The 22,706-nt window shown below is 71.3% G+C and carries 19 protein-coding genes and 1 pseudogene; 14 read left to right on the top strand and 6 right to left on the bottom strand.

Annotated elements, in window-relative coordinates:
- The first annotated feature begins 44 nt into the window (after window positions 1–44).
- The 3 genes and pseudogenes from AC07F0_RS11075 to AC07F0_RS11085 all read left to right on the top strand — a co-directional run.
- Window positions 45–1,310 carry a cytidylyltransferase domain-containing protein gene (locus AC07F0_RS11075; protein ID WP_478977025.1) on the top strand — a complete coding sequence of 422 codons (1,266 nt, stop codon included), beginning with the start codon at window positions 45–47 and terminating at the stop codon, window positions 1,308–1,310.
- Between the two features lie 14 nt (window positions 1,311–1,324).
- Window positions 1,325–2,263, top strand: coding sequence for an N-acetylneuraminate synthase family protein (locus tag AC07F0_RS11080; protein WP_478977028.1), 939 nt, complete (start codon window positions 1,325–1,327; stop codon window positions 2,261–2,263).
- A gap of 47 nt (window positions 2,264–2,310) precedes the next feature.
- A pseudogene (locus AC07F0_RS11085) lies at window positions 2,311–3,360 on the top strand (hypothetical protein); the annotation flags it as partial.
- A 657-nt stretch (window positions 3,361–4,017) separates the two neighbouring features.
- On the opposite strand, the gene AC07F0_RS11090 reads toward AC07F0_RS11085, so the two are convergent.
- Window positions 4,018–4,698: a class I SAM-dependent DNA methyltransferase gene (locus AC07F0_RS11090; RefSeq protein ID WP_478977031.1), complete on the bottom strand. Its 681-nt coding sequence runs from the start codon at window positions 4,696–4,698 to the stop codon at window positions 4,018–4,020.
- Between the two features lie 299 nt (window positions 4,699–4,997).
- Here AC07F0_RS11090 and AC07F0_RS11095 point away from each other — a divergent pair, with 299 nt between their 5' ends.
- From AC07F0_RS11095 to AC07F0_RS11135, 9 genes are all read left to right on the top strand, one after another.
- A complete protein-coding gene (locus AC07F0_RS11095; protein ID WP_478977271.1) occupies window positions 4,998–6,230 on the top strand; it encodes a M20 family metallopeptidase in 1,233 nt (410 codons plus the stop codon).
- Window positions 6,231–6,767: 537 nt separating this feature from the next.
- Window positions 6,768–7,808, top strand: coding sequence for a BMP family lipoprotein (locus tag AC07F0_RS11100; protein ID WP_478977034.1), 1,041 nt, complete (start codon window positions 6,768–6,770; stop codon window positions 7,806–7,808).
- A gap of 288 nt (window positions 7,809–8,096) precedes the next feature.
- Window positions 8,097–9,143: a BMP family lipoprotein gene (locus AC07F0_RS11105; protein WP_436729275.1), complete on the top strand. Its 1,047-nt coding sequence runs from the start codon at window positions 8,097–8,099 to the stop codon at window positions 9,141–9,143.
- A gap of 211 nt (window positions 9,144–9,354) precedes the next feature.
- Window positions 9,355–10,926, top strand: coding sequence for an ABC transporter ATP-binding protein (locus tag AC07F0_RS11110; protein ID WP_478977037.1), 1,572 nt, complete (start codon window positions 9,355–9,357; stop codon window positions 10,924–10,926).
- The gene (locus AC07F0_RS11115; RefSeq protein WP_478977040.1) at window positions 10,926–12,047 is read left to right on the top strand and encodes an ABC transporter permease; all 1,122 of its coding nucleotides are present in this window, start codon (window positions 10,926–10,928) and stop codon (window positions 12,045–12,047) included. The genes AC07F0_RS11110 and AC07F0_RS11115 overlap by 1 nt, the downstream gene beginning before the upstream one ends.
- Window positions 12,044–13,309 (top strand): ABC transporter permease, encoded by a 1,266-nt coding sequence (locus tag AC07F0_RS11120; protein ID WP_478977043.1) that lies wholly within the window; start codon window positions 12,044–12,046, stop codon window positions 13,307–13,309. Before AC07F0_RS11115 ends, AC07F0_RS11120 begins: the two co-directional genes overlap by 4 nt.
- Complete coding sequence (locus tag AC07F0_RS11125) at window positions 13,306–13,710, top strand: cytidine deaminase (protein ID WP_279540766.1); 405 nt, start codon at window positions 13,306–13,308, stop codon at window positions 13,708–13,710. Before AC07F0_RS11120 ends, AC07F0_RS11125 begins: the two co-directional genes overlap by 4 nt.
- Before the next feature lie 86 nt (window positions 13,711–13,796).
- Window positions 13,797–15,080: a thymidine phosphorylase gene (locus AC07F0_RS11130; RefSeq protein WP_478977046.1), complete on the top strand. Its 1,284-nt coding sequence runs from the start codon at window positions 13,797–13,799 to the stop codon at window positions 15,078–15,080.
- Between the two features lie 96 nt (window positions 15,081–15,176).
- The gene (locus tag AC07F0_RS11135; RefSeq protein WP_478977049.1) at window positions 15,177–15,770 is read left to right on the top strand and encodes a Uma2 family endonuclease; all 594 of its coding nucleotides are present in this window, start codon (window positions 15,177–15,179) and stop codon (window positions 15,768–15,770) included.
- 6 nt (window positions 15,771–15,776) lie between these two features.
- On the opposite strand, the gene AC07F0_RS11140 is transcribed toward AC07F0_RS11135, so the two are convergent.
- Complete coding sequence (locus AC07F0_RS11140; protein WP_478977052.1) at window positions 15,777–16,697, bottom strand: AEC family transporter; 921 nt, start codon at window positions 16,695–16,697, stop codon at window positions 15,777–15,779.
- Between the two features lie 136 nt (window positions 16,698–16,833).
- Between AC07F0_RS11140 and AC07F0_RS11145 the strand changes: the two genes are divergently transcribed.
- Window positions 16,834–17,220: an STAS domain-containing protein gene (locus AC07F0_RS11145; protein WP_478977055.1), complete on the top strand. Its 387-nt coding sequence runs from the start codon at window positions 16,834–16,836 to the stop codon at window positions 17,218–17,220.
- Here AC07F0_RS11145 and AC07F0_RS11150 read toward each other — a convergent pair.
- The 3 genes from AC07F0_RS11150 to AC07F0_RS11160 all read right to left on the bottom strand — a co-directional run bounded on the left by AC07F0_RS11150 (window position 17,104) and on the right by AC07F0_RS11160 (window position 20,784).
- Window positions 17,104–18,120 (bottom strand): sigma-70 family RNA polymerase sigma factor, encoded by a 1,017-nt coding sequence (locus AC07F0_RS11150; RefSeq protein WP_478977058.1) that lies wholly within the window; start codon window positions 18,118–18,120, stop codon window positions 17,104–17,106. The genes AC07F0_RS11145 and AC07F0_RS11150 overlap by 117 nt on opposite strands.
- Window positions 18,121–18,239: 119 nt before the next feature.
- On the bottom strand, window positions 18,240–19,412 hold the full coding sequence (gene dnaN, locus AC07F0_RS11155) for a DNA polymerase III subunit beta (RefSeq protein WP_478977061.1): 1,173 nt from the start codon (window positions 19,410–19,412) through the stop codon (window positions 18,240–18,242).
- 100 nt (window positions 19,413–19,512) lie between these two features.
- Entirely contained in the window at window positions 19,513–20,784 is a 1,272-nt protein-coding gene (locus AC07F0_RS11160; protein WP_478977064.1) for an MFS transporter, read from the bottom strand.
- A 63-nt stretch (window positions 20,785–20,847) separates the two neighbouring features.
- On the opposite strand from AC07F0_RS11160, the gene AC07F0_RS11165 reads away from it, so the two are divergent.
- Window positions 20,848–21,810: a LysR family transcriptional regulator gene (locus tag AC07F0_RS11165; protein ID WP_478977067.1), complete on the top strand. Its 963-nt coding sequence runs from the start codon at window positions 20,848–20,850 to the stop codon at window positions 21,808–21,810.
- A gap of 67 nt (window positions 21,811–21,877) precedes the next feature.
- On the opposite strand, the gene AC07F0_RS11170 is transcribed toward AC07F0_RS11165, so the two are convergent.
- On the bottom strand, window positions 21,878–22,636 hold the full coding sequence (locus AC07F0_RS11170) for an alpha/beta hydrolase (RefSeq protein WP_478977070.1): 759 nt from the start codon (window positions 22,634–22,636) through the stop codon (window positions 21,878–21,880).
- Between the last annotated feature and the right edge of the window lie 70 nt (window positions 22,637–22,706).

The raw sequence follows: 22,706 nt of genomic DNA on the forward strand, positions 1-22,706 counted from the left end.
GCCGCCCCGCGCCCTCCGCCCAAGGAGCCCAAGGAGTAGACCCCATGTCCCAACCCCAAGCGGGCCGAGGTGCCTCGGTGCGCCGCGTGCTCGCGGTGATCCCCGCGCGCGGCGGCTCCAAGGGCGTCCCCGCGAAGAACCTCCTCCCCGTCGGCGGTGTCCCGCTGGTGGCGCGGGCGGTGCGCGAGTGCCGCGCCGCCCGGCTCGTGACGGACGTCGTGGTCTCCACCGACGACCAGGCCATCGCGGCCGCCGCCCGCGAGGCCGGCGCCGAGGTCGTGCTGCGGCCCGCCGCCATCGCGGGCGACACGGCCACCTCCGAGGCCGCCGTCCTGCACGCCGTGGACGCGCACGAGGCCCTGCACGGCGCGGTCGTGGACGTCGTGCTGCTGGTGCAGTGCACCAGCCCGTTCATCACCCGCGAGGACGTGGACGGAGTCGCCGCGGCCATCGTCGAGAACGGCGCCGACACGGCCCTCACCGTGGCCCCGTTCCACGGCTTCGTCTGGCGCGACGCCGAGGAGGAGGTCGCCGCCGGTACCGTCGCGGAGGCCGACGCGGCCACCGGCGGCGGCTACGGCGTCAACCACGACAAGTCCTTCCGCCCCCGCCGCCAGGACCGCCCCCAGGACCTGCTGGAGACCGGCGCCGCCTACGCCATGGAGGCGGCCGGCTTCCGCAAACACCAGCACCGCTTCTTCGGCCGGACCGAACTGGTCCGCACCGACGCCGCACGCGTGCTGGAGATCGACGACCCGCACGACCTCGCCCGCGCCCGGGCCCTCGCGCCGCTCTTCGACGCGGACCGCCCCGGCGCGCTGCCGACCGCCGACGACATCGACGCGGTCGTCCTCGACTTCGACGGCACCCAGACCGACGACCGGGTGCTGGTCGACTCCGACGGACGGGAGTTCGTCTCCGTGCACCGCGGGGACGGACTCGGCATCGCGGCCCTCCGCAGGAGCGGCCTGAAGATGCTGATCCTGTCCACGGAACAGAACCCTGTGGTCGCCGCCCGGGCCCGGAAGCTCAAGCTCCCGGTGCTGCACGGCATCGATCGCAAGGACCTCGCGCTGAAGCAGTGGTGCGAGGAGCAGGGCATCGCGCCGGAGCGCGTGCTCTACGTCGGCAACGACGTCAATGACCTCCCGTGCTTCGCCCTCGTGGGCTGGCCCGTGGCGGTCGCGAGCGCCCACGACGTCGTGCGCGGCGCCGCACGCGCGGTCACCACCGTCCCCGGTGGCGACGGCGCGATCCGAGAGATCGCCAGCTGGATCCTCGGCCCCTCTCTCGATTCCCTCACCAAGTAAGGACATCTCCTGCCATGAGCACCAACTCCCGTATCCGCCGGTTCGGCACGCGCGAGGTCGGCCCGGGCCGTCCGGTCTACGTCTGCGGTGAGATCGGCATCAACCACAACGGCGAGCTCGAGAACGCCTTCAAGCTGATCGACGCCGCCGCCGAGGCCGGCTGCGACGCCGTCAAGTTCCAGAAGCGCACCCCCGAGATCTGCACCCCGCGCGACCAGTGGGACATCGAGCGCGACACCCCCTGGGGCCGGATGACCTACATCGACTACCGCCACCGCGTCGAGTTCGGCGAGGACGAGTACCGCGCGATCGACGACTACTGCAAGTCGAAGAACATCGACTGGTTCGCCTCCCCGTGGGACACCGAGGCCGTCGCCTTCCTGGAGAAGTTCGACGTCCCCGCCCACAAGGTGGCCTCCGCCTCCCTCACGGACGACGAGCTGCTGCGCGCCCTGCGTGCCACGGGCCGCGCGGTGATCCTCTCCACCGGCATGTCGACGCCGAAGCAGATCCGCCACGCGGTCGAGGTCCTCGGCTCCGACAACATCCTGATGTGCCACGCCACCTCGACCTACCCGGCCAAGGCCGAGGAGCTCAACCTCCGCGTCATCAACACGCTCCAGCAGGAGTACCCGAACGTCCCGATCGGCTACTCCGGCCACGAGACCGGCCTTCAGACCACCCTCGCCGCGGTCGCCCTGGGCGCCACCTTCGTCGAGCGTCACATCACCCTCGACCGCGCCATGTGGGGCTCGGACCAGGCCGCCTCCGTGGAGCCGCAGGGCCTCACCCGCCTCGTCCGCGACATCCGCACGATCGAGGCCTCCCTGGGCGACGGCGTGAAGAAGGTCTACGAGTCCGAGCTGGCCCCGATGAAGAAGCTGCGCCGCGTCGCCGGCGTGGTCGCCGAGGCGGAGATCGCCGACGCGGCGGGCGAGCCGGTCGGCGTCTGAGCGCACCACCCCCCACAACCCCCTTACGACGGGACGGTCGTACGTCGATGAGCCCCCGCGCCGGGAACGCCGGTCCCCACACTCTCGCGTTCGTCGAGAGTCCGGTACAGCTGCTGAACGTGCTGGAGTGGGCGCACGCGCATGCGCCCGGCGTGGGGCTCACCCTCGTGGTGCTGTCACCCGTCGACCCGATGACGCGCGGCCAGCTGCGGCGGATGTCCGACCTGGCCCGTGACGAGGGGCACGAGGTCCGCTGGGAGGAAGCGCGCGGCGGGCCCCTGGCGCCCTTCCAGACCATCGGCGGCCTGGCCGGCCTGCTCCGCAGGGCGCGCCGGATCGTGCTGGGGGACCCCTTCTCCCGCTACGTACAGCTGCTGCTGACGATCACCCGGGCCCGTGACCTGGTCGTCGTCGACGACGGCACGGCGACCATGGAGTTCGTCGGCCAGCTGGCCCGGGGGGAACGGCTGGTGCGCTGGCACCGCAAGGGCGGCCGCCCCGGCCCGCGGGACCTGATCTTCGCGCCGGTGTCCTCCTCGGCCCGGCGCCGCCTGACCCCGGGGGACAGGCGGCAGGTCGAGATCTTCTCCTCCATGCCGATGGAGCAGACCCCGGCGGGCGTCACCGTCAGCGCGAACGACTTCGCCTGGACCCGCGCCCGCTTCGGCCCGCCCCGCATCACCAAGGGCGCGGACATGGTGGGCACGTCCCTGGTGGAGACGGGCGTGGTCGACGACGACCGCTACCTGGAGGCCGTCCGCGCCCTGGCCAGGGCCCACGGCGCCACCCGCTACTTCGCTCACCGCCGCGAGAGCACGGACAAGCTTCACCGGCTCGCGGTCGAGACGGGCCTGGAGATCGTCCGCCCCGAACTCCCCCTCGAACTGATCGCCCGCCGCGGTCCCATCGGCCGCACGATCCTCAGTTTCCCCTCCACGGTCGTCCACACCCTCCCCCTCGCCCTCTCCGGCACGGAGGTCCGCGTCGCGGTCTGCGACATCGACCCCTCCTGGCTGACCGACCACGCCTCACCTCGCGCCCAGGGCTTCCTGTCGGGGGTGACGGGGGCGGCGCGGGACGTGCATCGGGTGTCCGCGGCCGGGCCGGGGCACGGGGCCGGAGTGGAGGACCAGGAGGGTCCGGGGAGCGCGGCGGGTCCGGCGGGGCCGGAGGACCCGGCGAGCACGGCCGGCCCGGTGGGACCGAGGGACTCGGCGGCTGCTGGGGGCCCGGCTGGTCCGGCGGGTCCGGCCGGTCCTGGGAGTGTCACGGGGACGACGGGCTCGGCCGGTGCGGCGGGTTCGGCGCGCATGGCCGGTTCGGCCGGGGCGGTGGGCTCGGCGGGTATCCCCGGACCGGCCGGGGCGGCGGGCGCGGTGGCTGCCGGCTGACTTGCCGGAAGCGCCTCGGGAACCGGCGGGGCCGACCGGGTCAGCGGACTGTCAGGCGGCTCGGCGGTTGGCGGTCGGCGGCTCAGGAAGACGTCCGGCGGACCCTGCGCCCGCAGCGCCGGAGCCGCCCGCAGGCCCACGGGACCGGCGCCCTCGCGGACGTGGCGGCCAGGTGCGGGCCGTCGCCGCCGACGTGCCGGGGCCCGGCGACGGTGACGGGCCGAAGCCCCGCGGCGGCTCACGCACCGGCAGGAGCGACCTGTGCCCTGACCGCGGCACGCGCACCGGTGGGCTCACGCACAGGCAGGGGCGGCCGCACCTTCCCCGACCTCCAGCCACCGCTCACGGCTCACCGCTCACGGCTCAGACTCCGCCAGGAGCCAGCTTGCGGGCCAGCAGGAACGCCCGGGGACGCTGCTCCTCGCCCTCGGCCTCCCGCAGCACACGGGCGTAGATCTCCAGGCCCGCCTCCCTGAGCTGCGCCGCGACGGTCTCCGGCGTGCGCCAGAAGTAGTCGAGCGAGATCTCCCGCCCGAAGCGCTCGGTGAGGTGCGCGCGGCCGTCCTCGGCGCCTGACTGGAAGCCGAGCAGCACGGGTGCGCCCGGCACCAGGACGCGGTGGAACCCGGCGAAGACCGAGGGCAGATGCTCGTCCGGCACATGGATGATCGAGTACAGCGCGACGATGCCGCCGAGTGTCTCCTCCGGCAGGTCCAGGGCCGTCATCGAACCGACGTGGAACCGCAGCCGAGGGTGCGCCCGGCGGGCCAGGGCCACCATGCGCGGTGAGACGTCCACCCCGAACACGGGCAGGCCCATGTCGTGCAGCCGGGCAGCCACGTGCCCGGGCCCGCTGCCGATGTCGGCGACCGGCGGCTGCACCGGCGCCCCGGGGGCACGCACCAGATCGACGAAGGCCGTGAGGAGGGCCCGCTCCAGCGGCCTCCCGGCGAGACTGTCCGGGAACCCGGCGGCGTAGTCCTCGGCGATGGCGTCGTAGGAGGCCTGGATGGACTGGACGAACTCGGGGCTGTCGGCGCGCACGGGGCGCACACTATCGGGGCCGGGCGTCCGCCGGACGAGCAAGCCCGTGTTCCCCGCGCGGGGCGTGGTATCCGTGGAGGAGGATGGATGGATAACAGTGCTGCGGCGCGAGTGTGGTCGAAGTCACACTTGTGGACCGTGGTGACCGGCTCGACCCTGAAGACGGGCGAGTTTACCCATCTCACTTGATAGCTATACGTTCGGCGGTCATATTTTCTGCCCCTAACGGGTTGAAGTTTTGTTGATCGAGGGTCAGCCGACCGCCCTGGCGCCCTACCCTTCAGAGGGTGAAGCAATTGATGTCACTGGAGTCCGAGGTCGATCTCCCCGGGGGAGCCGTACTTCCCGGTGCGCTGCCCGACGCTCTGCGCGCCGAGCTCATCGCGTTCCGACGCGACCTGCACATGCACCCGGAGCTGGGCAACCAGGAGTTCCGCACGACAGCCGCGATCAAGGAGCGGCTGGAGAGGGCCGGCCTCAAGCCGCGCGTCCTCGCCGTCGGGACAGGACTCGTCTGTGACATCGGTGTAGAGGGCGAGCAGTGGGACGGGGGCCCCAGCATGCTCGCCCTGCGGGCCGACATCGACGGCCTGCCCATCCCCGACATGAAGAGCGAGTGCCCGTACCGCTCGACCGTGCCCGACCGCGCGCACGCCTGCGGCCACGACGTGCACACCACCGTCGTCCTCGGCGCGGGTCTCGTCCTCGCGGAGCTGCACAAGCAGGGTCTGCTGCCCCGCCCCGTCCGGCTGATCTTCCAGCCCGCCGAGGAGGTCCTGCCCGGCGGTGCCGCCGACGTCATCAAGTGCGGGGCGCTGGAAGGGGTCGGCGCGATCATCGCCGTGCACTGCGACCCCCGGGTGGACGCGGGGCAGGTCGGGCTCCGGGAGGGGGCCATCACCTCGGCCTGCGACCGGCTGGAGATCGCCCTCAACGGCCCGGGCGGGCACACCGCACGCCCCCACCTGACGACCGATCTGGTCACGGCCGCCGCCCGCGTCGTCACCGATGTACCCGCCCTGGTCGGCCGGCGCTTCGACAGCCGGAGCGGGCTCGCCATCACCTGGGGCCGCGTGGAGTCCGGGCACGCGCCCAACGTCATCCCGCAGCACGCCGAGCTCTCCGGCACCGTGCGGTGCCTCGACATCGAGGCGTGGCGGCAGGCCCCCGACGTCGTGGTCGCCGCGATCGACGAGATCGCCAACCTGTACCGCGCCAAGTCGGAGATCAACTACGTCCGCGGCGTCCCGCCCGTCGTCAACGAGCCCGGCGTGACGGAGCTGCTGCGCGACGCCATGATCGCCCGACGCGGCGTCGACTCGGTCGTCGGCACGGAGCAGAGCCTCGGCGGCGAGGACTTCTCCTGGTACCTGGAGCACGTCCCCGGCGCGATGGCCCGCCTGGGCGTACGCACCCCCGGCGAGCGCCAGGTGCGCGACCTCCACCAGGGCGACTTCGACGTGGACGAGTCCGCGATCACGGTAGGCGTGGAACTCTTCACAGCAGCGGCCCTGGTCGACGGCCTGCGCTAGGGCCTGTCGTTTGGATCACGCCGCAGACGCGGGGTCCGGCAGGCGTATCTGCCGCGTTGTCGTCGGTTGCCGACGCTCCGCGTCGACGCCCTCCTCCGCCTTGCAGCTGAACGCACCAGACCCCGCTCACCGGCGCTGAACAGCACACTCACTTTCCTGCGACCTGATCCAAACGACAGGCCTTAGGACCCACCTCCTCGGGGACGCGGGGGACTGCGCGACCGGTCACGACGGCGCCGCACGCGGACGCGGTCCCCCGGTGACGACCACGGCGCGCCCTGGCCGCCCCGGCGGCGTCTCAGGTTGCGAGCGGCGCCGCCCCACGGCAGCCTGGTGCGCGTGACCAGCAGGCATGCGCCGTGTGCCCGAGTACACCTTTCGACCCCGTTCGATCCCGTGGTTCACAAGGGCGTAACCGGCCATCGGCACGAATGGATAACGGCCCCGCGGCGAACCGTTCCCAGGAGTGTCTACGCGCGTTAATGTGCGCCGAACCGAGCACCCACTGCGGGGCTTTGGAGAATGGGGAACTTCACGATGCGTCGGATTTCCAAACTGACCCGCGTCGCGGTGGGGGTCGCGTCGCTCGGGCTCGTCGCCACGGCGTGTGGCGGCACCAGCGGTGACAGTGGCAGTGACAACAAGGACCGCGGCCTCGCCATCGCGTACGACGTCGGCGGCAAGGGTGACCAGTCCTTCAACGACGCCGCCTACGCCGGCCTGACCAAGGCCAAGGACGAGTACGGCTACAAGACCGCCGACATCGAGCCCACCGAGGGCGAGACGGACGCGGACAAGGAACAGCGCCTGGCCTCGCTGGCCAAGCAGGGCTACAACCCGGTCATCGGCGTCGGGTTCGCCTACGGCCCGGCGATGAAGGCCGTGGCGTCCAAGTACCCGAAGACCACCTTCGGCATCGTCGACTCCGTGGTCGAGGGCAAGAACGTCGCCTCCCTCGTCTTCGCCGAGGAGCAGGCCTCGTACCTCGCCGGTGTCGCCGCCGCCAAGGCCACCAAGTCGGACATCGTCGGCTTCGTGGGCGGTGTCGACGTCCCGCTGATCCACAAGTTCGAGGCCGGCTACAAGCAGGGCGTCCAGGACACCAACCCGAAGGTGAAGGTCCTGTCGCAGTACCTGACGCAGACGGCGGAGGAGGGCGGCTTCTCCAGCCCCGACAAGGGCAAGGCCGCGGCCGAGGGCCAGATCGAGAAGAAGGCCGACGTGCTCTACGCGGCCGCCGGCCTGTCCGGCCAGGGCGTCATCGAGGCCGCCGCCAAGGCGAAGGTCTGGGCGATCGGCGTCGACTCCGACCAGTACAAGCAGGCCGCCCTCGCGCCGTACAAGAGCTACATCCTCACCTCCGCCCTCAAGGACGTCGGCGGCGCGGTCTACGCGCTGGCCAAGTCCGTCCACGACGACAAGCCCCTGACCGGCGTCCAGACCTTCGACCTGAAGGTCAACGGCGTCGGCCTCTCCGAGTCGAACCCGGAGTACGCCAAGATCCCGGGGCTGAAGGACGCCGTGAACAAGGCCAAGGAAGGCATCGACGACGGCTCGATCAAGGTCAAGACCGAATAGGCCGTCACGCCGTGAGGCGGTCGGAGCGGGCGGACACCCCCGGGGTGCCCGCCCGCTCTGCCGTTCCCGGGTCGCGCCGGGCCTTGGGATCACCCAGCGCCACCCCGCGTTCGCGGTCGGCAACACCCCGGACAAGGCCGGGTGATGGCTTGGCCACGGGCGCATAACAAGGTGGACAGAAGGGGTTTTCAGGCAGGTCTACGCGCGTTAATCTGCGGCGAAGCCAGCGCCGAAGCTGAACCGTCCCGGCGCTATGCGGCCCCGGTAGTACGACAGGAGCACCCACACATGCGCCGGATTTCCCGGATCACGGTCGCAGGCGCAGCGACCGCCTCCCTGGCCCTCGCTCTCTCCGCCTGTGGCAGCACCTCGACCTCCGGGTCGTCGGACTCGAAGGGGAACAAGGGCCTCGCCATCGCGTACGACGTCGGCGGCAAGGGCGACCAGTCCTTCAACGACGCCGCGTACGCGGGACTGGAGCAGGCGAAGAAGGAGTTCGGGTACCAGACGGCCGACCTGGAGCCCACCGAGGGCGAGACGGACGCCGACAAGGAGCAGCGCCTGGTCTCGCTGGCGAAGCAGGGCTACAACCCCGTCATCGGTGTCGGCTACGCGTACGCCGCGGCCGTCAAGGGCGCCGCGGAGAAGTTCCCGAAGACCACCTTCGGCATCGTCGACGACGCCACGATCAACTCCAAGAACGTCGCCGACCTCGTCTTCAGCGAGGAGCAGGCCTCGTACCTGGCCGGTGTCGCCGCCGCCAAGAGCACCAAGTCGAACGTCGTCGGCTTCGTCGGCGGTGTCGACATCCCGCTGATCCACAAGTTCCAGGCGGGCTTCGAGCAGGGCGTCAAGGACACGAACCCGAAGGTGAAGGTCCTGTCGCAGTACCTGACGCAGACGGCCGAGGAGGGTGGTTTCTCCAGCCCCGACAAGGGCAAGACGGCTGCCGAGGGCCAGATCGAGAAGAAGGCCGACGTCGTGTACGCGGCCGCCGGCCTGTCCGGTCAGGGTGTCATCGAGGCTGCCGCCGCCAAGAAGGTGTGGGCCATCGGTGTGGACTCCGACCAGTACAAGCAGGAGGCCCTCGCCAAGTACAAGGACTCGATCCTCACCTCGGCGATGAAGGACGTCGCCAAGGCGGTGTACAACCTGGCGAAGTCGGTCGAGGACGGCAAGCCCGAGACCGGTATCGTTCGTGGCGATCTGAAGACCGGCGAGGTGAGCCTGTCGGACTCCAACCCGAAGTTCGCGGACGACGCCGAGCTTCAGGAAGCCATCAAGACGGCCAAGGAGAAGATCATCAGCGGCGAGATCAAGGTCAAGAGCAGCTGACGACCGACTGCCTCGAAGCAGGCGGTAACCCCCGGGGTTACGTCCGCTCGACGGGGTACGGGGAGGCTGCTCCCCGTACCCCGTTGTCGCGGTGCGTCAGCCCCTTTGTATGCCGTAGGGGCGCTACGCGCGTAGACGGCCCCCGTCCCCAGGAGAGTGCGCCATCAACGCGTCCAGCAGCCCTCCGGCCGGAGCGGCGGTCAAGGAATCGGTGACCGCCGTCGAGCTCGCCGGGATCACGAAGCGTTTCCCGGGAGTCGTGGCCAACCACGACATCCACCTCAGCGTCCGCAAGGGCACCGTGCACGCCCTCGTCGGCGAGAACGGCGCCGGAAAGTCGACGCTGATGAAGATCCTCTACGGCATGCAGAAGCCGGACGAGGGCACCATCACCGTCGACGGCGAGCACGTCAGCTTCTCGTCGCCGGCCGACGCCATCGCCCGCGGCATCGGCATGGTCCACCAGCACTTCATGCTCGCCGACAACCTCACGGTCCTGGAGAACGTCGTGCTCGGCAGCGAGAAGCTGTACGGCATCGGCGCCAAGGCCCGCCGCAAGATCAAGGAACTCTCCGAGCGCTACGGCCTCGACGTCAAGCCCGACCTCCTGGTCGAGGAGCTCGGCGTCGCCGCCCGCCAGCGCGTGGAGATCCTCAAGGTCCTCTACCGCGGCGCCCGCACCCTCATCCTGGACGAGCCGACCGCCGTGCTCGTGCCGCAGGAGGTCGACGCCCTCTTCGCCAACCTGCGCGAACTGCGCTCCGAGGGTCTGTCGGTCATCTTCATCTCGCACAAGCTCGGCGAAGTGCTCTCCGTCGCCGACGAGATCACCGTCATCCGCCGCGGCACCACCGTCGGCACGGCCGTCCCCGCCGAGACCACCTCGCGCCAGCTCGCCGAGATGATGGTCGGCAGCGAACTGCCCACGCCCGAGACGGCCGAGTCCACGGTCACCGACCGCCCGGTCATCAGCGTCGACCGGCTCCGCCTGGCCGCCCCCAGCGGCAAGGCACTCCTCGACGACATCAGCTTCACCATCCACGCGGGCGAGGTCCTCGGCATCGCCGGAGTCGAGGGCAACGGCCAGACCGAGCTGGTCGACGCGCTCATCGGCCTGCGGGCCGCCGACTCCGGCACGATCCGGCTCGCCGACGAGGAGATCACCACCTGGCCCACCCGCAGGCGCCGTGAGCAGGGCATCGGCTACATCCCCGAGGACCGCCACCGCCACGGCCTGCTCCTGGAGGCCCCCCTCTGGGAGAACCGCATCCTCGGCCACGTCACCGAGAAGCCCCTCGCCAAGGGCGTCTGGCTGGACCCGAAGGCGGCCCAGGAGGACACCCGGCGGATCGTCACGGAGTACGACGTCCGCACCCCCGGCATCGACGTCACCGCCGCCTCCCTCTCCGGCGGCAACCAGCAGAAGCTGATCGTCGGCCGCGAGATGAGCCACAAGCCGCGCTTCCTGATCGCCGCCCACCCCACCCGGGGTGTGGACGTCGGCGCCCAGGCCGCCATCTGGGACCACATCCGCGAGGCCCGCCGGGAGGGCCTGGCCGTCCTGCTGATCTCCGCCGACCTGGACGAGCTCATCGGCCTGTCCGACACCCTGCGCGTGATCTACAACGGCAAGCTGGTCGCGGACGCCGACCCGGCCACCATCACCCCCGAGGAGCTCGGCTCGGCCATGACCGGTGCCGCCACCGGGCACCTGGAGCACGAAGAGACCCCCGAGACCTCGAAGGCCGACGCCCCCGAGTCTCCGGAAGACGAGGCCCGCTGATGAAGAAGTTCGACAGGGAGCGCGTGCTCCTCGCGGTGGCCGGTCCGGTCATCGCGCTCGCCGTGGCCTTCGTCCTGAGCGCGATCGTGCTGGTCGCGTCGGGCAAGAGCCCCGTCGAGCCGTTCGCCCTCATGTTCGAGCAGATCAGCTTCTCGGACATCCAGGTGCTGGTCATCAACCAGGCGTCGATGTACTACATCGCGGCGCTCGCGGTGGCCATCGGCTTCCGGATGAACCTGTTCAACATCGGTGTCGACGGGCAGTACCAGCTCGGCGCGATGCTGGCCGCGGTCGTCGGCGCCCACGTCGCTCTGCCGGCCGCCCTCCAGGTCCCGCTGCTGCTCCTGACCGCCGTCCTCACCGGCGCCTTCTGGGCCGGCATCGCCGGTGTCCTCAAGGTCACCCGGGGCGTCAGCGAGGTCGTCGCCACGATCATGCTCAACGCGATCGCCACCTCCGTGATCGCCTACCTGTGGCTGCCGAACGTCTTCGGCGTGAAGGTCGGCAACAACAACACCACCGGCGAGATGCACGAGTCCGGCTGGATCCCGGGCATCGGCATGGGCGCGGCCGGCGAGATCTACGGCCTGGTGCTGCTGGCCGTCCTGCTCGGCATCGGCTACTGGGTCGTCCTCAACCGCACCCGCTTCGGCTTCGACCTGCGCGCCTCCGGCGCTTCGCAGACCGCCGCCGCGGCCAGCGGCGTGGACCCCAAGCGCATGGTGCTCAGCGCCATGCTGATCTCCGGCGGCATCGCCGGCCTCGCCGGCCTGCCGATCCTGCTCGGCGACACCCACACCTACAGCCTGAACTTCCCCACGGGCATCGGCTTCCTCGGCATCGGCATCGCCCTGCTCGGCCGCAACAGCCCCGTGGGCATCGCCTTCGCCGCCCTGCTGTGGGCCTGGCTCGACAAGGCCTCGCCCGAGCTGGACTTCCACGGCTACGACAAGGAGATCGCGGTCATCATGCAGGGCCTGATCGTGCTCTCCGTCGTCGTCTCCTACGAGGCCGTCCGCGAGTGGGGCCTGCGCCGCCAGCAGCGCCGGGTCGGCGCCGAACTGGCCGCCGGTCACGTCCTCGGCACCAACAACACCACGAAGGAGGTGGCTGGCCGATGACCACCGCGACCGACCTCAACCAGCCCACGCTGCAGCCCGCGGCGCCCACCGGCCGCCGACTGTCGTGGCCCGTCCTGCTGCTGATCATCGCCGGCGGACTGGCGCTCACCTCGATCGTCCGCCTCATCACCGGCGCCGACGGCATCACCAACGTCAGCCAGATGTCCACCGCGCTCCAGCTCGCCGTGCCGATCGGTCTCGCCGGTCTCGGCGGCCTGTGGGCCGAGCGCGCGGGCGTGGTCAACATCGGCCTCGAAGGCATGATGATCCTCGGCACCTGGTTCGGCGCCTGGGCCGGCTTCCAGTGGGGCCCGTGGACCGGTGTCCTGGTGGGCATCGCGGGCGGCGCGATCGGCGGCCTGCTGCACGCCTTCGTGACCGTCACCTTCAACGTCAACCACATCGTCTCCGGTGTGGCCATCAACATCCTCGCCCTCGGCGCCACCCGCTACCTCGCGCCCCTCGCCTTCGAGGGCCACCCGGGCGGCTCCGCCAAGCAGTCCCCGGCGGTCGACTCCCTCGGCAACTTCACCGTGCCGGGCCTGTCCGACGCGCTCAGGGACCTCAACAACCAGGGCTGGTTCTTCGTCTCCGACATCGCCGGCCTGCTCGGCGGCCTGGTCACCAACGTGTCCTGGCTGACCCTGATCGCCGTCGCGCTGATCCCCGCCACCTGGTGGATCCTGTGGCGCACCGCGTTCGGCCTGCGCCTGCGCTCCTGCGGCGAGAACCCGGTCGCCGCCGAGTCCCTCGGCGTCAACGTCTACAAGTACAAGTACATCGCCGTGATCATCTCCGGCGGTCTGGCCGGCCTCGGCGGTGTCTTCCTGTCGATCGTCGCGAACCCCTTCTACCTGGAGGGCCAGGTCAGCGGCCGCGGCTTCATCGGCCTCGCGGCGATGATCTTCGGCAACTGGATGCCGGGCGGACTCGCACTCGGCGCGGGCCTGTTCGGCTACACCGACAGCCTCAACCTGCGCGGCGGCTCCGCCAACGTCCACGCCCTGCTGCTGCTCGGCGCGCTGCTGCTGGTCATCGGCGCGATCTGGCTCGTGGTCCGCAAGAAGTACGTCCCGGCCGTGGCGACCCTGATCGCCGGCGCCCTGGTGTTCACCTGGTACGCGACCACCGACGAGGTCCCGAACCAGGTCGTCTCCGCCACGCCGTACGTCATCACCCTGGTGGTCCTGGCCCTGTCCGCCCAGCGGCTGCGCATGCCGAGGGCGGACGGCATGCCCTACCGGAAGGGGCAGGGCAAGTGACCGGCGCCGGCCCGGACGTCGACTGGGAGAAGCTGCGCGCGGTGGCCCGGGACGCCATGTCCCGGGCGTACGCCCCGTACTCCGGCTACCCGGTCGGCGTGGCGGCCCTGGTCGACGACGGCCGGATCATCTCCGGCTGCAACGTCGAGAACGCCTCGTACGGGCTCGGCCTGTGCGCCGAGTGCGGTCTGGTCTCGGAGCTGCACAACACCGGCGGCGGCCGGCTGACGCACTTCACCTGCGTCGACCGTGACGGCGCCACGCTCGTGCCGTGCGGCCGCTGCCGCCAGCTGCTGCACGAGTTCGGCGGCCCGGACCTGCTGCTGGAGACCCCGGCGGGGATCCTGCCGCTGTCGGAGATGCTGCCCCAGGCCTTCGGCCCGGAGCACCTCACCAAGTAATCCCCGTGCGGCCCCCCTGAGTTGCTCACGCGACCGGCTCAGGGGGGCCGTACGGCTTCTGGAATCCTCGGAAGGAAGCCCAAGCCATGGCCATGGACGCCATCTCCGTCATCCGCACCAAGCGGGACCGCGGCGAACTCAGCGACGAGCAGATCGACTGGGTCATCGACGCGTACACCCGCGGGGAGGTCGCCGACGAGCAGATGTCGGCCCTCGCGATGGCCATCCTGCTCAACGGCATGAACCGCCGCGAGATCGCCCGCTGGACGGCCGCGATGATCGCCTCCGGGGAGCGCATGGACTTCTCGTCCCTGTCCCGTCCGACGGCCGACAAGCACTCCACCGGCGGCGTCGGCGACAAGATCACCCTCCCGCTGGCCCCCCTGGTCGCCGCCTGCGGTGCCGCTGTCCCGCAGCTGTCGGGCCGCGGCCTCGGCCACACGGGCGGCACGCTGGACAAGCTGGAGTCGATCCCCGGCTGGCGCGCCCTGCTCTCGAACGAGGAGATGCTGTCCGTCCTGGACGGCACCGGCGCGGTGATCTGCGCGGCGGGCGACGGCCTGGCCCCGGCCGACAAGAAGCTGTACGCCCTGCGCGACGTCACCGGCACCGTCGAGGCGATCCCGCTGATCGCCTCCTCGATCATGTCGAAGAAGATCGCGGAGGGCACGGGCTCGCTGGTCCTGGACGTGAAGGTCGGCACGGGCGCCTTCATGAAGACCCTGGAGGACGCCCGCGAACTGGCCTCCACGATGGTGGGCCTCGGCACCGACCACGGCGTGAAGACGGTCGCGCTGCTCACCGACATGTCGACCCCGCTGGGCCTGACGGCCGGCAACGCGCTGGAGGTCCGCGAGTCGGTGGAGGTCCTGGCCGGCGGCGGCCCGGCGGACGTGGTCGAGCTGACGATCGCCCTGGCCCGCGAGATGCTCGACGCGGCGGGCATCAAGGACGCCGACCCGGCGAAGGCCCTGGCCGACGGCTCGGCGATGGACGTCTGGCGTCGCATGATCACGGCCCAGGGCGGCGACCCGGACGCGGCGCTTCCGGTGGCTCGCGAACAGCACGTGATCAAGGCCCCGGCCTCGGGCGTCCTCACCCGCCTCGACGCCTACGACATCGGCGTCGCCGCCTGGCGCCTCGGCGCGGGCCGCGCGCGCAAGGAGGACCCGGTCCAGGCGGGCGCGGGCATCGAGATGCACGCCAAGCCGGGCGACGAGGTCACCGAGGGCCAGCCCCTCCTCACCCTCCACACGGACACGCCGGAACGCTTCGAGTACGCACTGGACGCGGTCGAGGGCTCGTACGACATCGCGACGCCGGGGACGGACTTCGAGGCGTCGCCGGTGGTGCTGGAACGTATCGCCTGACCAGGCGGTTTCCCTTTCGGGTGAACGGGATCGGTGGACCGCCACCGGTCCCGTTCGGCATGCTGGGATCGGTGACGCACTGATTGGAGAACCGCCATGAGCGCACTCACCGTCGACCACTCGACGGCCAACGGCCACGAGTGGGACGACCTCGTCCGGATCTGGCAGGAGACGGACGCGCCTGAGGGCTGCAAGGTGGAGATCATCGAGGGGATCGTCACCGTGGCGCCACCGCCGTCCAATGCCCACAACGACATCGCTGATCTGGTTCAGCGAGCCCTGTACGAGGTCATCCCCAGGAACTGGGGCATCTACCAGACTCTGGGTACGGCGGTTCCGTCCCGTGACGGGCTCTACATCCCTGATCTCGCCGTCGCCCCCAGGCAGGTGCTGCGCAGCGAGGACGGCAACTTCATCCCGGCGTCCGCCGCTGAACTCGTCGTCGAGATCACGTCCAAGTCCAATGCGGCCCATGACCGGATCAAGAAGGCCGCGGGTTATGCCCAGGCCGCAGTTCCGCTGTACCTGCTCATCGACGGCTGGGCCCCCGGCGGCCCCACCATCACGTTGTACGGCGAACCCCGAGGCGACGTCTACCGGGTCCTTCACGCAGGGAAGTTCGGCGAGCAGATCGAGTTGCCGGAACCCTTCAGCCTCAAGCTCGACACAGACGAGTTCCTCGCAAGCTGAGCTTCCTCACCCCAAAACCGTCGCCACCACCACCAGAACCGGCACCGCCAACACCGTCGACAACAGAATCGCCTCCCTCGCCAGCACCTCGCCCACCCGATAACTGCTCGCGTACGTGAACAGGTTCTGTGCCGCCGGAAGCGCCGACGTCACCACCACGTCGAGCAGCGAGGCCCCGTGGAGACCGAAGACGCCCGCTGCGAGGGCCCAGGCGACCAGGGGCTGGACGACCGCCTTGAGGGTCACGGCGAGCAGGACAGGGGCCCGTTCCGCGCCGCGCAACGGAAGCGTGCTGCCGCGCAGGGAGATGCCGAAGGCCAGCAGGACCGCCGGGACCGACATGTTGCCGATCAGGGTGAGCGGGTCCATCAAGGGCCCCGGGACGTCCAGGCCCGACGCCGAAGCGGCCACACCGGCCAGGGAGCCCAGGGCTATCGGATTGCGCAGGGGCGTGAGCAGGCGCTGCCACAGGGGCCGCTTCTCGCCGCCGCTCGCCAGGTCCAGGATGGTCAGCGCCACCGGCGTGACGCCCACCAGCTGGAACAGCAGCACCGGCGCGACCAGTGACGCGTCGCCCAGCACGTACACCGCGATCGGGATGCCGAGGTTGCCCGAGTTGACGTAGCTGGAGCACAGCGCGCCGATCGTCGTCCGGCCCACACCCCAGCCGCGCGCGGCACCCACCGCCACGAAGACACCCGCCACCGCCGCCGTGCTCATCGCCGTGACCAGCAGCCGGTCGGAGAAGATCACCGACAGGTCCGCCCCGGCGAGCGTCGTGAAGAGCAGGGCGGGAGACGCCACGTGGAAGGCCAGCTTCGTCAGGACCTCGCGCCCGCCGTCGCCCAGATACCCCCGGCGGCCGATCAGATAGCCGACCCCGATGACGACCGCGATGACCGCGAAGCCGCTCAGCACACCCTGCACGGTGCCCCCTCACCGGCGACACGGGCATCGGGCAGCGCGGGAGGGGCAGATGTATGGGGCATACAGCCAACCCTCCGGGGAAGGCCGTACCGAGGTCAATGTGATCCTTTCGGCGCCGACAGGACGGACAGCCGCGATGAGTTACCGCCACCCGCCCGGTCTACCGATCGTGGACGCCATGACACCGCCCGTGCTCGTGCTCCCCGGCCCCGTATCCCGGGACGAGGTGAGCGGACTGAGTGACGACGTGAGGGCACTGCTGCAGACCAGCCGTGCCCGGGTCGTGGTGTGCGATGTCGGAGGTCTCGGGCCGCCCGGGCTCGCCGCCGTCGACCTGCTCGCACGCCTCCAGCTCGCCGCCCGGCGGGCCGGGGGCCGGATACGGCTGCGCGACCCCGATCCGGCCCTACGCGCCCTGCTCGACCTGGTCGGTCTCCGCTTCGAGGTGGAGGGGCAGGTCGAAGAGCGGGAACCAGCGCTGGGTGTCGAGGAAGCAGTGGAACCCGGTGATCCGGCCGTCTGAGATCTCCAGCACCTGCACCGCCCACGGCGAGAAGCCGCCCTTCTCCGGGTCGGGCTTGTACTGGGCGAACCCCGGCAGGCCGTTGACCTGGACCGGCACCAGCCGGGAACCCGCGCAGGGCGCGCCCAGGGTGGTCATGAAGCCGGTGATGTCGCCGACGCCGGTCAGCCACAGGTCGAACGGCGGCATCGTCATCACCGCGTCCTCGTGCAGCAGGGCCGTCAGCGCCGTCATGTCGTAGCCCTCGAAGGCCGCCACATAGCGGTCCAGCAGCTTCTGCTGGTCCTCGTCCAGCGGGTCGGAGACGGTCGCGTCGGCGCCCGGCTCCTTCCGCTCGGCCAGGGTCGCGCGGGCTCGCTGGAGAGCGCTGTTGACCGACGCCACGGACGTGTCCAGCAGCTCGGCGACCTCGCTGGCCTTCCAGGCCAGCACCTCGCGCAGGATCAGCACGGCCCGCTGCTTGGCCGGCAGCTGCTGAAGCGCGGCCATGAAGGCGAGCCGCACGGACTCCTTGGCTATCGCCGCCTCCGCCGGGTCGTCGGTCGTGGGCAGCACACGGGCGTCCGGCATGGGCTCCAGCCAGGTGTTGTCCGGGCGGGGGGTGAGGGCCGCCTGGGCGAGCGGCGTGGATTCGGTCAGGTCCATGGGCCTGGCGCGCTTGTTGCCCGCGGTCAGCATGTCCAGGCACACGTTGGTCGCGATGCGGTAGAGCCAGGAGCGGAGGCTGGAGCGGCCCTCGAACTTGTCGTAGCTGCGCCAGGCGCGGATCATCGTGTCCTGCACCGCGTCCTCGGCCTCGAAGGAGGAGCCGAGCATCCGGTAGCAGTACCCCGTCAGCTCGGTGCGGTGTGCCTCGAGCCTGCTGTCCAGGTCTGTCGGTGTCGCCGTGCCGTTCGTCATCGTCCACCCACCCCTGTGGAATTTCTGTCACGCGCCATCGCGTTCAGCACTTCGGAAGCTACCGCAGCCCACTGACAACGGCCCCCCGAGCGCACAAGAGCGCAGGCAGGAGCAGTGCTTCAGGCCAGCTGTCTCACCGACATCAGCAGATGCCGGTGCTCCCCCGCCGTCTCCGGGGCCGTCTCACCGGCCATCCCCCCGCCCCGCTCGGCGGCCCCGCCGTCCGGCACCGCGTGCAGCAGCGCCCGCTGTCCCGCCCCCAGCAGTTCCAGCCGTACGCGCGGGCTCTCGAACGACGTCAGCGCGTCCAGCAGATAGGCCGGGTTGAAGGCCACCGGCATCTCGTCGGCGCCGGTCAGCGTGGCCGGCAGGCGCTGGGCGGCCACGTCGTCGCCGTAGCCGGCGCGAAGCATGACGGACCCGTCGGACGAGAAGTCCAGCCGCACCGGACTGTTCGCCTCCGCCACCACCGCGACCCGCCGCACGGCCTCCGCGAGACGCTCGCACTCGACCTCGGCGACCGCGGCCCCCGTCATGTCGAACAGCGACCCGTACGTCGGCAGCCGCCCGTCGAGGAGCCGCAGCGCCGTCCGCGTCCGCCCGCCCTCGAAGCCGATCAGCCCGCCGCCCCCGGCCGGGTCCCAGCCGATCATCACGTCCCCGTCACGGCCCAGCGACCGCGCGACGTCCAGCAGGCGCCGCGCGGGCAACAACACGTCCACCGCACCGTCGGCCGCCGCTCCCGGCCGCCACTCCAGCCGCCGCACGGCGTACCGGTAGCGATCCGAAGCGGCCAGCGTCATCTCACCGCCGTCCAGGCGCAGTTGGACGCCTGTCAGCAGCGGCAGCGTCTCGTCCCGCCCGGCCGCGACGGCGACCTGGGCGACAGCGGTCGCGAACGCGGCGGCGTCCACCGTGCCGTACGGCGCGGGCGGCGCCGGCAGGGCCGGGTACTCGGCGAGGGGCAGCGTCGACAGCCCGAACCGCGTACCGCCCGCCTCCACCGTGAACCGCGATGCCTCCAGCGCGCAGCTCACCGGCCCGTCCGGCAGCACCCGGCAGACGTCCAGCAGCCGCTGCCCCAGGACGAGCACCCGCCCGGGCTCCGTGACCTCGGCATCGGCCTCCACCCGTACCGCCGCCTCGAAGTCGAACCCCGTCACGGCCAGCCGCCCCGCGTCCGCCTCCAGCAGCAGGCCGCCCAGCACGGGCACCGGCGTCCGCGCGGGCAGCGCCCGTACCGTCCGCCCCACGGCCTCGGCGAACGCCGTGCGGTCGATGCGGAACTCCATGGAAAATCCCCCTGGTCGAATCCGGTGGTCAGCAGACGCGGACGTTATCCGCGCCCACTGACAACCGGCCCCGACCAGGGGGAACAGTCCGTTTTCCAGCTCAGGTGGCGGTGGCCGGCCGTCGCTGCATCCGTGCCGCCCGCGTCCCGAACACCGTGATCGTCACGACGCCCAGGACCGCCAGCAGGCCGACCCCGACCGTGCCGGCCCAGCCGCCCGCGTGGAAGGCGATCGCGCCGACCGTGCTGCCCGCGCTGGAGCCGATGTAGTAGGCCGACTGGTACAGCGCCGAGGCCTGTGCGCGGCCGGTCGTGGCCGTCTTGCTGACCGCCGAGGAGGCCACCGCGTGGCCCGCGAAGAAGCCCGCCGTGATGAGGACCAGGCCCAGCAGGACCAGCGGGAGGGAGCCGGCCAGGGACAGCAGCAGACCCGCCGCCGTCGTACCGCCGCCCGCGTACAGCGCGCCCCGGCGGCCCAGGCGGCCCACCAGCCGGCCGGCCGTCGACGCCGACACCGTACCGACGAGGTACACCAGGAAGATCGAGCCGATGATGCCCTGTGGCAGCGAGAACGGCGCCTCGGTCAGCCGGTAGCCGATGACCGTGTACACACCGCCGAACACCGTCATGAACAGTGCGCCGATCGCGTACAGCCGGCACAGCAGCGGGTTCGACAGGTGGTCACGGACCGTCCGGGCCAGCACGCGCGGCCGCAGCGAACCGGTCCTGAAGTTCTTCGGGGCGGGGAGCAGCAGCCGGAAGGCCACCGCGCACGCCACGGCGATCGCGCCGATCACCCCGACGGCGACCCGCCAGCCCCACTCCTGGGCGACCCAGCCGGTGATGACCCGGCCGCTCATCCCGCCGACGCTGTTGCCCGCGACGAACAGTCCGATCGCGGTGACCAGCGCCTTGGGGCTGACCTCCTCCGCGAGGTACGCCGTCGCCGACGCCGGCAGCCCGGCCAGCGCCGCGCCCTGGAACGCCCGCAGCACGACCAGGACACCCAGCGACGGGGCGAAGGGCACCAGCAGCCCGACGGTCACCGCCACGGCCAGCGAGGCCGTCATGACCGTACGCCGTCCGAAGCGCTCCGACAGGGCGCTCATCGGCAGGACGAACAGCGCCAGCCCGCCTGTCGCGGCGGCAACCGTCCAGCTCGCGTCGCTCGCCGCCACACCGAACTCGCCGGAGATCAGCGGGAGCAGCGCCTGCGTGGAGTACAGCAGCGCGAAGGTCGCGACACCCGCGAGGAAGAGGGCGAGGCTCATCCGGCGGTAGCCGGGCCCGCCCGGGGACATGCGTGCGTCGGCGGCAGGGACAGAGGCATCGGCGCCCACGATGGTGGACGCCCCGGTACTGGCGGGAGACATGCCTCGAAACTACGTACGCGCGCACTGATCCGTCCAATGCATGGAACCTCCATAATCGTTCCCATGGCGCATCAACACAGTTCAACGGCTCGGCTGTCACCGTCCAGTGACACAGAAGACATGGCGGAGATGTCCAAGGTGCTGGCACCCCGCCTCGCGTACTTCGCCGGGGTCGCCCGCACCGAGCACGTCACCCGCGCCGCCCAGGAGATGAACGTCCCCCAGTCGACCCTCTCCCGGGCCATGGCCCGCCTGGAGCAGGATCTCGGCGTGGACCTCTTCGCCCGCCACGGCCGTACGGTCTCCCTCACCCCGGCCGGGCGCACCTTCCTCGTCTCCGTGGAGCGAGCCCTGGCCGAGGTCGAGCGCGCCGCAGAGGAGGTGCGGGCCGACGCCGACCCCGCCACCGGCAAGGTCGCCTTCGGCTTCCTGCACACCATGGGCGCCGAGACGGTCCCGGGTCTCCTCCAGGCCTTCCGCGCCGACCATCCGCGCGTCCGCTTCAGCCTCGTCCAGAACTACGGCGAGGCCATGCTCGAACGCCTCCGCGCCGGCGAACTGGACCTGTGCCTGACGTCCCCCGTCCCCGACGCCCCCGACCTGGTCGCCCGCCGCCTCGACGAACAGAAGCTCCGCCTGGTCGTCCCCGCGGACCACTCCCTCGCGGGCCGCCGCCGCATCCGCCTCGCCGAGGCCGCGGACGAAATGTTCGTCACCCTGGAACCCGGCTACGGCCTCCGCCGCATCACCGACGACCTCTGCCAGGAGGCCGGCTTCAAGCCCCGCATCGCCTTCGAGGGCGAAGAGGCGGAAACCCTGAGGGGCCTGGTGGCAGCGGGCCTGGGAGTGGCCCTTCTGCCGCCACCGGCAGTCCCGCGCCCCGGTGTGGTCGAACTGACGGTCACGGCCCCGCGAGCGGCCCGCGAGATCGGCGTGGCCTGGCTGGAAGGCCACCCGGACACGCCCCCGGTAGCCGCCTTCAAAAGGTTCCTCCTGTCAAGAAGAGGCAGTCTGCTCCCCACCTGAGGGGCGCGGGGAACCGCGCTGACCGCGGCGAACCCGCACCCCGACATCCACAGCCACCCAAACGGCGCTACCGCCGAGAAGGACTGAACCCCGCAGCCAACGGCATCCGCAACCCCAACGGCGGCGGCGCGGCCAGCGCGTCCCGCACAGGCCGCGACACGGCCCGCCCGAACAACGCCCCCATCACGAAGTCCTCGGCCAACGCCAGTACTTCATCCCGGTACTGATGCAGTCCGTGCCCGTCCGCATGCACCTCGAACCGGCACACATCCCGGTTCGCCTTCTTCGCCCGCGCCGCCAGCCGGAACGACAACTCGGGATCCGTCCGCCCGTCGTTCGTGCCGTGCACGATCAGCACCTGCCGCCCCACCAACTGCTTCACCGGTTCGGGTGGCCCCGCCACATCCTCCTGTGGCAGCCAAGGGGCGAGCGCCAGCACGGAGTTGACGGCCGCGTGGCCACCCGCCCGCAGCCCGGCCCGGCCGCCCATGCCGACGCCGGCGAGGCAGACGGGAACGTCCCCGTAACGCCGTACGACCTCGTCGGCCGCCCAGGCCGCGTCGGCCGCGAGGTTGGCCTCGCTGCCGTTCCAGCCCCGGCACCGGTAGTGCACCACGTGCACGGCGAGCCCCTCCTCCCGGCCCGCGCGGGCCAGCCGGCGCCCCAGGGCGCGGACGGAGGCGGTCGCGAGCAGGGGCGACGGTCTGCGTCTGGAGACCTCGTCACCGCCGGGGAGCAGCAGCACCACGCCGCTCACCGCCGTCGGCTCCGGCCCGAGTGCCCTTCCCAGCCGGGCCCTGCGCGCCGGCGTCGCTTGGTGTGCCATGACAGAACAGTGTCAGAAGGGTGGGTGTACTCGACCCGTCCCGGGGATCACCGTTACGTATCGACGGAAA

This window comes from Streptomyces sp. NPDC045955, assembly GCF_056430805.1.